The organism is Saccharomonospora sp. NB11, from assembly GCF_015910535.1.
Taxonomy (GTDB): domain Bacteria; phylum Actinomycetota; class Actinomycetes; order Mycobacteriales; family Pseudonocardiaceae; genus Saccharomonospora.
In genome coordinates this window covers 375,032-386,842 of sequence record NZ_JACBJG010000004.1, presented here as the reverse complement: position 1 = coordinate 386,842, position 11,811 = coordinate 375,032, and the positions used below count along the sequence as shown (strand labels likewise).

Below are 11,811 nucleotides of genomic sequence, written 5' to 3'. Positions count from 1 at the left end.
CGATCACCGAGGTGTTCGACCTGCGCCCGGCCGCCATCATCCGGGACCTCGACCTGCTGCGTCCGATCTACGCGCCCACGGCCGCCTACGGGCACTTCGGCCGTACGGACATCGACCTGCCGTGGGAGCGCACCGATCGTGTCGACGAGTTGCGCGCCGCTGTCGGAGCGTAACGGTGTGCCACCCCTTCGGGGGTAACCCCAGTGGGGTGGCCTAGACTCCCGAACTCATGGTGCAGGCGCAGCAGGTCGTGGCGAGCACGGCGGCCACAACCGAGAAGCCCCAACCCCGCAAACCCCGTTACATCAGCTGGGACGCGGTTCGTGTCGTCGGCATTCTGGCCGTTCTTGCGTTCCACTCCACGCTGTTGGCCCCGTTGAACCTCCCCGGTCTCGAGCTTCCGCCCGAGCCGCTGCGGATGGACTTTCCGTTCGGGGCGTCGGTGTTGATCACCGTGTCGGGCTACTTCGCGGCGATGACGATCGGCAAGCACTCGTCGCTGCGGTGGTGGTTGCGTCGGCTCGCGCGCCTGTTGCCGGCTTTCTGGGTCGCCGTGGTGCTCATCTTCGTGGCCACCCAGCTCTTCGCTCCCGAGGGATTGCCCCGGCACACCTACCGCGACCTGGTCGGCAACCTCGCGCTGGTGCACCTGCTGGTGCCCGACATCCAGTACATCGACCTCGCGCACTGGACTGTGCCGGTGCAGGTCGCGGGCTTCACCGTGATCGCCCTGCTTGCGGCCAGCAAGCGGGTACGGGGCACCGTGGCGTCGGCGGTGATGTGGGCGGTGCTGCTGGTGCCGCTGGCGATCCGCTACCTGTTCATGGGACCGGGCGACGTCGTCCCGACGTGGCTGTCGATCGCCATGGACGGCACGGGGCTGAACCGGGCGCACCTGCTGATCGCGGGATTCGCCATCTACCGCTGGTCGAAGAATCGGATGAGCTTCACCCAGCTCTACCTGATGCTGATCGTGGTGCTGATGGCCCACAGCATGCATCCGCCCGCCAACGACGCCGTCCTGCCCTACGCGGTGGCCATGGTGCTGATCTGCGTCGCCGCCTACGCCCCGGCGTGGAACGGTCGAATCTTCACGGCCCTGGAGCGTCCGATCCGTTGGCTGGCGGGCATCTCCTACGGCGTGTACCTGATGCACTACGTCATGGGCACCATCGTCGCCCGTCACCTCGCCGATCTCGGCGTGCCCTGGTGGGGCTGGATTCCCGCCTGGTTCGCCACGGCGATCCTGCTGGGGTGGGCGTTGACGAGGCTCGTCGAACAGCCCGCGTTCGACCTGCTCAACAAGTGGATCACGCCGAAGCGGCGGACACCGCCGCCCACGGAGCCCGCCCGGCCGTCCGTGTGAGCCGGACACGCGCGGCGGGTCTGGTAAAGAAGGACGGATGAGCCCTTCGCACACCGACCCGCTGTGGGAGTTGCCGCAGCCTGCCGCGTCGGCGCACGCGGAGCCGCCGGTGCGGCGGGGCGCGGGGCCTGGGCGTGGGACGGTGACGCGAGCGAAGGGCTCGGGGTCGAGGAGCGCGAAGGGCCGGCGTCGGGCCGCCGACACCGATCCGATCGCCCGGGTGCTGGTCGACGTCCCGTTGGCCCACCTCGACCGGACCTTCGACTATCAGGTTCCGCAGGAGTTCGCCGACACCGCTGCGCCCGGCTGCCGGGTACGGGTGCGGTTCGCGGGGCAGCTCGTGGACGGCTACCTGCTGGAACGGGCGGCGACGAGCGACTACACGCGTCGACTGGCGTTCCTGGAACGCGTCGTCTCGCCCGAGCGTGTCCTGACCCCGGCCCTGCTCCGGGTGTGTCGTGCGGTCGCCCGTCGATACGGCGGCACGCTCGCCGATGTCGTGCGACTGGCCGTGCCTCCCCGGCACGCGCGGGTCGAGTCCGAACCGTCCCGTCCTCCCGCCGCACTCCCCACCGCGCCCGAGGCGTCGGCCTGGCACCGTTACCAACGGGGTCCCGCGCTGATGGCCGCCGTGCGTGAGGGCAAGGCCGCGCGGGCGGTGTGGCAGGCGCTTCCGGGGGAGGATTGGCCGCGCAGGCTGGCCGAGCTCGCCACCACGGTCGCCGCCGCAGGCCGCGGGGCGGTTCTCGTGCTGCCCGACCACCGGGACGTCGCCCGCGTCCACGCCGCCTGCGAGGAGCTGGCAGGGGAAGACACCGTCGTGGCGCTGTCGGCGGGGCTGGGACCCGCCGAACGCTACCGCCGGTGGCTGGCCGTGGTGCGTGGTGCGGCGCGCATCGTGGTGGGCACCCGCGCGGCCATGTTCGCGCCGGTCGCCGACCCGGGCCTGTACGTGGTGTGGGACGACGGCGACGACCTCCACGTCGATCCCCATGCCCCGTACCCGCAGGTCCGCGACGTGCTCCTGCTGCGCGCCCACACCGACGCCGCGGCGGTGGTGGTGGCCGGTCACTCCCGCACCGCGGAGGCGCAGTTGCTCGTGGAGACCGGGTGGGCGCACTCGGTCGTCGCCGCGCGGGAGGAGCTGCGCGCCCACGCGCCGCGGGTGACGCCGACGGGTGAGGACTTCGACGTCGCGCGCGACGAGGCGGCGCGGGCCGCCCGACTCCCCGCGGTGGCGTTCGAGGCGGCCCGCGCGAGTCTGGCCGCCGGGGCACCGGTGCTGGTCCAGGTGCCTCGGCGCGGGTACGTCCCCGGGCTGGCGTGTGCGCGGTGTCGGACGCCCGCGCGTTGTCGACGCTGTGCCGGGCCGCTGTTCCTCCCCGGCGCGCACGACGCGGGGGCGCCCCGCTGCCGCTGGTGTGGGGTGGCGGACGCGGCGTACCGCTGCCCGGCGTGTGCGTCGGGACGCCTGCGGGCCGTGGTGGTGGGTGCCGCCCGCACCGCCGAGGAACTCGGCCGCGCGTTCTCGGGTGTCGCGGTGCGGACGTCCGGGGGCGGTGACGTGCTGGACACCGTGGCTGCTCGGCCCGCGCTGGTCGTGGCCACGCCCGGAGCCGAACCCGTCGCCGAGGGCGGGTACGGCGCGGCGTTGCTGCTCGACGGGTGGGCGCTCCTGGGGCGGCAGGACCTCCGGGCCGCCGAGGAGACGCTGCGGCGGTGGATGGCCGCGGCCACCCTGGTGCGTCCGGCACGCGAGGGCGGCCGGGTGGTCGTCGGCGCCGAGGCCGGGATTCCCGTGGTGCAGGCGTTGGTGCGGTGGGATCCCGGGTGGCACGCCTCGTTGGAGCTGGCCGAGCGGGGGGAGCTCGGCTTCCCACCGCACGTGCGCATGGCGAGCGTGGAGGGCAGCCCCGAGGCGGTGGCGGCCCTGCTGGACGAGATCGCGCTGCCGTCGTCGGCCGAGGTGCTCGGGCCCGTGCCGTTGGGGGAGATCGACGAGGAGGGGCGCTCGGAGCGGGAACGCGCCCTGCTGCGGGTGCCCCGGGAGGACGGCAAGGCGCTGGCGGAGGCGGTGCACGCAGTGCGCGCGGTGCGCGACGCCCGCAAGGCCGCCGACGTGGTGCGCATCCAGCTCGACCCGCTGGCGCTCGTCTGAGGCCGGGTGATGTCGGCGTCGCTGGGTGCGGACACGCGTGCGTGAGGGGCGGACACGCGTGCGTAGGGTGCGGACACGGCGGATCGGGGTGCGGGCACCGAGCTCTAGACTGGAAACGATGTCGTTCATTCACACGTATTCGGACTGCCGATGAGGCTCGTTTTCGCGGGAACACCCGCTCCTGCCGTGCCGTCGTTGCGCGCGTTGCTCGACTCGCCGCGCCACGACGTCGTCGCCGTCGTGACTCGTCCCGACGCCCCTGCGGGCCGGGGACGCAGACTTGTGCGCTCGCCCGTCGGGGCGCTCGCCGACGAACACGGTGTCGAGGTGCTGACGCCGCAGCGCCCCGGTGACGAGGACTTCCTGGCACGGCTCACCGAGTTGGCGCCCGACGCGTGCCCCGTCGTCGCGTACGGGGCGCTGCTGCCGGAGCGCACGCTCGCGGTGCCGAAGCACGGGTGGATCAATCTCCACTTCTCCCTGCTGCCCGCGTGGCGTGGCGCCGCTCCGGTGCAGGCCGCCGTGCGGGCGGGTGACGAGATCACCGGAGCGACCACGTTCCGCATCGTGCGTGAACTGGACGCGGGACCGGTGTTCGGCACGGTCACCGAGAAGATCCGCCCGACCGACACGGCCGGGGAACTGCTGGAGCGGCTCTCGGTGTCCGGCGCCGACCTTTTGGTGTCCACCTTGGACGGCATCGAGGACGGCGAGGTGCGGGCCGTGGAGCAGCCGACCGACGGCGTCACCTACGCGCCGAAGGTGACCGTCGCCGACGCGCGGATCACCCTGACCCATCCCGCGGCGGCGATCGACCGGCACGTGCGGTCGGTGACGCCGGACCCGGGTGCGTGGGCCGAGTTCCGTGGGCAGCGGTTGAAGGTCGGGCCGGTCGAGATCGTGGCCGAGCACACCGACCTCGCTCCCGGCGAGCTGCGGGTGGAGCGTCGTCGCGTGCTCGTGGGCACCGCGACGTCGGCACTCGTCCTCGGTGAGGTGCAGGCACAGGGCAAGAAACGGATGGCCGCCACCGACTGGGCCCGCGGCAGCAGGATCGAGCAGGGGGAGCGTCTGACATGAGCGGCGACCAGCGGAGGCACCGACACGGGCAGCGTGGACACGCCGGACGGCGCCCGGCTCCCCGGAAACAGGGGCCCCGCAAGCCGCCCGCACACGACCCGGCACGCCGCGCGGCGTTCGACACGCTGCGCGCGGTCACCGAGCGCGACGCCTACGCCAACCTCGTACTCCCCGACCTGTTGCGGCAGCGCCGGGTCACCGGGCGGGACGCCGCGTTGGCCACCGAACTGACCTACGGGACGACGAGGGCCACCGGGCTGCTCGATGCGGTGCTGGCCAAGTGCGTCGACCGAGGGCTCGGCAGCGTGGACGCGGTGGCGCTGGACGCGTTGCGGCTCGGCGCCTATCAACTGCTGCGGACGCGCATTCCCCGGCACGCGGCCGTTGCCTCCACAGTGGACCTCGTGCGGGAGGACTCGGGTTCGCGCCTGGCGGGTTTCGTCAACGCGGTGCTGCGGCGAGTGTCCGAGAAGGACGAACAGCAGTGGCTCGACGAGCTGGCGGCCGACACCGCGTCCGACCCGTTGGGACAGCTCGCTCTCCGGACCTCGCATCCCCGGTGGATCGCCAGGGCCTTCGCCGAGGCGCTGGGTGACACCGGTGACGAGCTGCGGGCCGCGCTGGAGGCCGACGACGCCCGCCCGGCGGTCCATCTGCTGGCCAAGCCGGGACAGGTGAGTGCCGAGGAGCTGGCCGCCATCACGGGCGGGGACGTGGCGCCCTACTCGCCCTATGGCGTTCACCTCCCGCCCGGCGGAGGGGACCTCGCGGAGTCGGAGGTCCTCGCCGAGGGGCTCGCCGCGGTGCAGGACGAGGGCAGCCAGTTGGTGGCGGTGGCCGCGACCAACGCCCCGCTGTCCGGCGGCGGCGACGAACGGTGGCTCGATCTGTGTGCGGGCCCGGGCGGCAAGACCACGGTGCTGGGCTGCCTCGCCCAGGTGAGCGGTGCGACGGTGGACGCGGTGGAGGTGGCCGAGCACCGAGCCAAGCTCGTGCGTGAGGCCACCGACGACCTGCCCGTCGCGGTGCACGTCGCCGACGGCCGTGATCCCGGTCTCGACGGCGGGTACGACCGGGTGCTCGTCGACGCGCCGTGCAGCGGGCTCGGGGCGCTGCGACGCAGGCCGGAGGCGCGGTGGCGCAAGCAGCCGGGCGACATCGCCGAGCTGACGCGGCTGCAGAGCGAACTGCTGGCGTCGGCGTACCGCCTGGTGCGTCCGGGCGGGGTGGTGACCTACGTGGTGTGTTCGCCCCACCTGGCCGAGACCGAGGGCATCATCGGCGAGGCCGCTCGTCGCGCGGACGCCGAGGTGCTCGACGCGCGCGAGCTGTTCCCGGGTGTGCCCGCGCTGGGGGACGGTCCGTACGTGCAGCTCTGGCCACACCGGCACGGCACCGACGCGATGTTCTGCGCGGTCACGCGCAAGAGGTGAGGACGGCCGGTCGGCGGCGGTGGGGTGCTCGGCGCCACATCCCGTCGACCAGCCCGTGGGAGGGCACCGGGGGCGGCGGCGGGCCCCTCTACACTCGGCTCTGTGGTCCACGAACCGATGATCGCTCCCAGCATTCTGTCCGCCGACTTCGCGAGTCTCGGTACCGAGATCGACGCCATCGCCGGAACCGGTGACGGCCGGGCCGACTGGGTGCACGTGGACGTCATGGACAACCACTTCGTGCCCAATCTGACGATCGGGCTCCCCGTGGTCGAGGCGCTGCGCAAGCGCACGGACGTCCCGCTCGACTGCCACCTGATGATCGAGGATCCCGACCGGTGGGCTCCCGGCTACGCGGAGGCGGGCGCACACAACGTCACCGTGCACGTCGAGGCGGCGAACGACCCGGTGATGCTCGCCAAGAACCTGCGGGCGGCCGGTGCGAAGGCGGGCCTGGCGATCAAGCCGAACACTCCCCTCGAAGACCACCTCGACACCCTGCGGCACTACGACACCCTGCTGGTGATGTCGGTGGAGCCCGGCTTCGGCGGGCAGTCGTTCATCCCCGACGTGCTGGAGAAGGTCCGCACGGCGCGCAGGCTCGTCGACACCGGACACCTGACGCTGCTCGTGGAGATCGACGGCGGCATCAACCCCGACACCATCGAGCAGGCCGCCGAGGCCGGAGTCGACTGTTTCGTCGCCGGATCGGCCGTCTACGGCGCCGACGACCCGGCGCGGGCCGTCGCAGCGTTGCGCGCCAAGGCGAGGGCGGCCCGCGAGCGGTGAACACGCCGGCAGTCCCGTCGACCGACGACCCGGTGCGGGCGGCGATGGAGACCGCGCTCGCTCTCGCCGACGGAGTGCGCGGCACCACGAGCCCGAACCCGCCCGTGGGAGCGGTGATTCTCGACGCGGACGGACGCGTGGTCGGCACGGGCGCGACCCAGCCTCCGCCCGGTCCGCACGCCGAAGTGATGGCGTTGCGTGAGGCGGGGGAGCGGGCTCGTGGTGGCACGGCCGTGGTCACGTTGGAGCCGTGTTCGCACCACGGCAGGACACCTCCGTGCACGGGGGCGCTGCTCGACGCGGGCGTCTCGGCGGTGTGGTTCGCCGTGTCCGACCCCCACCCGGCCGCCTCGGGCGGCGCGGAGGTGTTGCGCGCGGCGGGCGTGGCCGTCGAGTCCGGACTCCTGGCCGACCGCGTGGCGGCGGGACCTCTGCGCGCGTGGCTGCATCGCGAGCGCACCGGGCGGCCGCACGTCACGTGGAAGTACGCCGCGAGCCTGGACGGCCGCGTCGCGGCGGTGGACGGCACCAGTCGGTGGATCTCCGGCCCCACCTCGCGGGCACAGGTGCACGGCCTCCGACAGCGCGTGGACGCCGTCGTGGTCGGAACCGGCACTGTGTTCGCCGACGATCCGTGGTTGACGGTGCGTGGTGAGGACGGACGTCTCGCGCCGCGGCAACCGTTGCGTGTGGTGGTGGGCACACGCGGCATACCCGAGGGCGCACGAGTGTTGGACAGCGCAGCGGAGACCGTGGTGTTCGCCACCCGGGATCCCGACGAGGTGATGGCCGGGCTCGCGGAGCGCGGTGTCGTCGACGTGCTGTTGGAAGGGGGTCCGACGTTGGCCGGAGCGTTCGTGCGAGCGGGCCGGGTCGACCGGATCGTGGCCTACGTCGCGCCGTCGCTGCTGGGCGCCGGACCCGCCGCGTTGGGACCGGCCGGAGTGTCGACCATCACCGAAGCACACCGCTGGCGGGTCGAAGGGGTCACCATGAGCGGTGAGGACGTGCGGATCGACGCCGTTCCGGTCACGGGCGAGGGAGGCGACTAGGTGTTCACCGGAATTGTCGAGGAGCTCGGCGAGGTCACACGGGTGGAGCCCGGCGACGGCGTCACGCGCCTCGCCGTACGAGGCCCGGTGGTCACCGAGGACGCGAAACACGGCGACTCGATCGCCGTGAACGGCGTGTGCCTCACCGTGGTCGAGATCGACGGTGACGAGTTCACGGTCGACGTGGTCCCCGAGACGCTGCGCCGGACGAGCCTCGACGGGGTGGAGCCCGGTCGCCGGGTGAACCTGGAGCGGGCGATGGCCGCCGACGGCCGGTTCTCGGGACACATCGTGCAGGGCCATGTGGACGGCACCGGCACCTTCCTGTCGCGTGACCACGACGGTCTCACCCACTTCGCGTACCCGCCGGAGTTGTCGCGCTACGTCGTCGAGAAGGGCTCGATCGCCGTGGACGGCATCTCCCTCACGGTCGCCGAGGTGACGCACGACGAGTTCGCGATCGCCCTCATTCCGACCACGTTGGCCGCCACGACTCTCGGACGCAACGAACCCGGGGACGCGGTGAATCTGGAGGTCGACGTGCTCGCGAAGTACGTCGAGAAGCTGGCCGCCGTCCACCTGCCCTCGGTGGGCAACGGCGGGGGCGAGGAGGACAGGTGACGATGATCGAGCCCGCTCCGTCGTTGGACGTCGAGTCCATCGAACGGGCCATCGAGGACATCGCGAACGGCCGCCCGGTCGTCGTGGTCGACGACGAGGACCGCGAGAACGAGGGTGACCTGATCTTCGCGGCGGAGAAGGCGACGCCCGAGCTGCTCGCCTTCATGGTGCGCTACACCTCCGGGTACGTGTGCGTCTCGCTCACGGGCGAGGACTGCGACCGGCTCGACCTTCCGCCCATGTACCACGCGAACCAGGACCGGCGCGGCACCGCCTACACGGTGACGGTCGACGCGTCCGAGGGCATCGGCACGGGTATCTCGGCGACCGACCGCAGCCACACCATCCGGCTGCTGGCCGACCCGAAGTCCCAGCCGTCCGACTTCCGCAGGCCGGGACACGTCGTGCCGCTGCGGGCGAAGGACGGCGGCGTGCTGCGCAGGCCGGGCCACACGGAGGCCGCCGTGGACCTCGCGCGCATGGCCGGGCTGGCGCCCGCCGGTGTGTTGTGCGAGATCGTGTCGCAGAAGCACGAGGGCGACATGGCTCGGCGGGACGAGCTGGAGGTGTTCGCCGCCGACCACGATCTGCAACTGATCACGATCGCCGACCTGATCGCCTACCGCAGGCGCACGGAGAAGCAGGTCGAGCGGGTCGCGGAGGCGCGCATCCCGCTGGCCGCGGGCACGTTCCGCGCCTACGGCTACGACAGCCTGCTCGACGGCATCGAGCACGTCGCGTTCGTCTACGGCGACATCGGCGACGGCGAGGACATCCTCGTGCGGGTGCACTCCGAGTGCCTGACCGGCGACGTCTTCGGGTCGCTGCGTTGCGATTGCGGTCCGCAGTTGCAGGCGGCGCTGGAAGCCGTGGCCGCCGAGGGGCGGGGGGTCGTCCTCTACGTGCGCGGCCACGAAGGCCGTGGAATCGGCCTGCTGCACAAGCTCCAGGCGTACCAGTTGCAGGACGCGGGCGCCGACACCGTGGACGCGAACCTGGCGCTGGGGGTGCCCGCCGACGCCCGCGACTACGGCACGGGCGCGCAGATCCTGCACGACCTCGGAGTGCGGTCGATGCGACTGCTCACCAACAACCCCGCCAAGCGGGTCGGGCTGGAGGGCTACGGCCTGCGGGTCGTCGGGCGGGTTCCGCTGCCGGTCTCACCCAACCCGGAGAACCTGCGGTACCTGCGTACGAAGCGTGACAGGATGGGACACGATTTGTCCCAGTTGGAACACTTCGACGAGGTCGGCGCCGTGGTCGAGGAGCTGGACCGGGACGCCTCCGGCGGCGGTACGGCAGGCTCGAACGGCGCGAGCACAGTGGCGGGTGGAGCGTGAGCGGAGAAGGTCGTCCCGACGAGGGTCGGGAACTACAGGAGTGCGAGAACCTGCGGTTGGCGATCGTCGCCACCCGCTGGCACGTGCGGATCACGGACAGCCTGTTGGAGTCCGCCCTGCGCACGGCCGGTGAGGTGAAGCTCGCCGAGGAGCCGACCGTGGTGCGGGTGGCCGGTGCGGTGGAGCTGCCGGTGGTCGCGCAGGCCCTGGCGCGCAACCACGACGCGGTCGTCGCGCTGGGCGTCGTGATCCGGGGCGACACGCCCCACTTCGACTACGTGTGCGATTCGGTGACGGCGGGGCTGACCCGCGTGTCGCTGGACGAGAGCACGCCCGTGGGCAACGGGGTGCTCACCTGCGACACCGAGGAGCAGGCGCTCGCGAGGGCGGGGCTGCCGTCCTCGAAGGAGGACAAGGGACGTGAGGCGACGGTGGCCGCGCTGACCACCGCGAACGTGCTGCGCGGGCTCCGACAGCCGTGGACGGAACGAGGTTTCGTGTGAGTCGGACGGCCGACATGGCGAAGCAGGACGCCGACGTCGTGGTCAGGCCACGGCGGGTGGTGTGGATGTCGGGAGCGCTGGCGGTGGTGCTGCTGGCCGTCTTCGTGACGGTGGCCGTGCTGCTGCGCTCCCAGGACACCGGCGTGATCTTCATGGTCAGCGACCAGATCGCGATGATCGGTGTGGGTGTTCTGCTCGCGGGCGCTGCCATGCTCTTCGCCACGCCGACGGTGCGGGCCGATGCCGACGGCGTGTACGTGCGCAACATCGGGGTGTCGCGGCGCTTCACCTGGGACGAGGTCGTCGCGGTGAGCTTCCCCGACGGGGCGTCGTTCGCGCGGCTCGAACTGCCCGACTACGAGTACTACTCGATGATGGCGATCCAGGCGGTGGACCGGGAACGCGCCGTGGAGGCGGTGCGTGCGCTGCGCCGCCTCCACTCGGCCGCCCGTCGCGCCGACGACTGAGCCGGACCGCTCACACCGACTCGCCGGCGACGGGCTCGGCGACGGGTGTCGTCGTCCGCCGCCTCCGGTAGCGGGAGACCGCCACCCCGGTGAGGCAGACCGCGCCACCCACGAGGCCGTAGGCGGTCGGAATCTCGTCGAGCAACACCCACGACATCAGCACGGACAGCGCGGGGACGGCGTAGGTGGACACCGACAGCGTCCCCGCGTCGGTGCGCTTCAGGGCGTAGGCCCAGGTGCTGAACCCGATGGCCGTGGGGAAGACGCCGAGGTAGACGGCGCCGAGCACGGCGGCCGTCGGGGCAGCGACGAGTTCGTCGACGAGTCGCGGCGTCCACGGCAGCAGCACTGCGGTCCCGATGAGGCAACCCAGCCAGGTGATGGTGGCGGCGTCGACCGTCCGCATCGCCTTCTTCTGGATGAGCACGCCCGTCGCGTACAGCACCGCGGCGGTCAGGCACAGGGCCACGCCGATCCAGTCGCCTTCGCTCTCGGTGCCCAGGCCGATGATGACGATGCCACCCATCCCGACGGCGCCGCCGAGCAGCAGCGGGCGCGGGAATCCCTCGCCGAGGAAGGCGCCGGCGCCGAAGGTGACGAGCAGCGGCGCGATGTTGACCAGCAGCGCGGCCGTGCCCGCGTCGAGGTGCAGCTCGGCGGCGTTGAGCGCCACGGTGTAGCAGCACAACCACAGCACGCCGTAGGCGCCGACGAGCAGCCAGGACGTGCGGCCACGCGGCCGGGGCGGCAGTCGGCGGCTGCCGAGGGTCACGAGCGCGGTGAGCGTCACGGAGGCCACGGCGAGCCGGAGCAGGGCGAGCGGGGCGGGGGAGAACACGTCGCCGACGGCCCGGATGCCCACGAACGCCGACGACCACAGCACCATGGTGACGAGCGCGGCGAGGGCCGCCTTCGTGCTGTCGGATCGGGGACGTCCGGTGCGGGAGAGCAGCTGTGTCACACCTGCCATCGTCACCGCCACCGACCCGACAGCACAAGCGA

At 72.3% G+C, this 11,811-nt stretch carries 12 protein-coding genes; 11 read left to right on the top strand and 1 reads right to left on the bottom strand.

Annotation, left to right across the window (positions count from 1 at the left end):
* The 11 genes from JAV51_RS08530 to JAV51_RS08480 form a co-directional block, all read left to right on the top strand.
* Positions 1-173 (top strand): methionine adenosyltransferase domain-containing protein (locus JAV51_RS08530; RefSeq protein ID WP_197320104.1); only part of this gene is annotated, 173 nt, incomplete at its 5' end.
* A gap of 56 nt (positions 174-229) precedes the next feature.
* On the top strand, positions 230-1,366 hold the full coding sequence (locus tag JAV51_RS08525) for an acyltransferase (RefSeq protein WP_197320103.1): 1,137 nt from the start codon (positions 230-232) through the stop codon (positions 1,364-1,366).
* Positions 1,367-1,403: 37 nt separating this feature from the next.
* Positions 1,404-3,524 carry a primosomal protein N' gene (locus JAV51_RS08520; protein WP_197320102.1) on the top strand — a complete coding sequence of 707 codons (2,121 nt, stop codon included), beginning with the start codon at positions 1,404-1,406 and terminating at the stop codon, positions 3,522-3,524.
* Between the two features lie 150 nt (positions 3,525-3,674).
* Positions 3,675-4,604, top strand: coding sequence for a methionyl-tRNA formyltransferase (gene fmt, locus JAV51_RS08515; protein ID WP_197320101.1), 930 nt, complete (start codon positions 3,675-3,677; stop codon positions 4,602-4,604).
* Complete coding sequence (locus tag JAV51_RS08510) at positions 4,601-6,037, top strand: RsmB/NOP family class I SAM-dependent RNA methyltransferase (protein ID WP_197320100.1); 1,437 nt, start codon at positions 4,601-4,603, stop codon at positions 6,035-6,037. The genes fmt and JAV51_RS08510 overlap by 4 nt, the downstream gene beginning before the upstream one ends.
* 117 nt (positions 6,038-6,154) lie before the next feature.
* Positions 6,155-6,826, top strand: a complete 672-nt coding sequence (gene rpe / locus JAV51_RS08505; RefSeq protein WP_197320140.1) for a ribulose-phosphate 3-epimerase — start codon at positions 6,155-6,157, stop codon at positions 6,824-6,826.
* Positions 6,827-6,870: 44 nt separating this feature from the next.
* Complete coding sequence (ribD, locus tag JAV51_RS08500; protein ID WP_197320139.1) at positions 6,871-7,878, top strand: bifunctional diaminohydroxyphosphoribosylaminopyrimidine deaminase/5-amino-6-(5-phosphoribosylamino)uracil reductase RibD; 1,008 nt, start codon at positions 6,871-6,873, stop codon at positions 7,876-7,878.
* Complete coding sequence (locus JAV51_RS08495; protein WP_197320099.1) at positions 7,879-8,499, top strand: riboflavin synthase; 621 nt, start codon at positions 7,879-7,881, stop codon at positions 8,497-8,499. It abuts the gene before it with no gap.
* Positions 8,500-8,501: 2 nt separating this feature from the next.
* Complete coding sequence (locus JAV51_RS08490; RefSeq protein WP_197320138.1) at positions 8,502-9,839, top strand: bifunctional 3,4-dihydroxy-2-butanone-4-phosphate synthase/GTP cyclohydrolase II; 1,338 nt, start codon at positions 8,502-8,504, stop codon at positions 9,837-9,839.
* Complete coding sequence (gene ribH, locus JAV51_RS08485; protein WP_197320098.1) at positions 9,836-10,342, top strand: 6,7-dimethyl-8-ribityllumazine synthase; 507 nt, start codon at positions 9,836-9,838, stop codon at positions 10,340-10,342. Before JAV51_RS08490 ends, ribH begins: the two co-directional genes overlap by 4 nt.
* A 14-nt stretch (positions 10,343-10,356) precedes the next feature.
* On the top strand, positions 10,357-10,809 hold the full coding sequence (locus JAV51_RS08480) for a PH domain-containing protein (protein ID WP_197320137.1): 453 nt from the start codon (positions 10,357-10,359) through the stop codon (positions 10,807-10,809).
* A gap of 10 nt (positions 10,810-10,819) precedes the next feature.
* Here JAV51_RS08480 and JAV51_RS08475 read toward each other — a convergent pair whose 3' ends face one another.
* On the bottom strand, positions 10,820-11,779 hold the full coding sequence (locus tag JAV51_RS08475; protein WP_197320097.1) for a DMT family transporter: 960 nt from the start codon (positions 11,777-11,779) through the stop codon (positions 10,820-10,822).
* Positions 11,780-11,811: the final 32 nt, after the last annotated feature.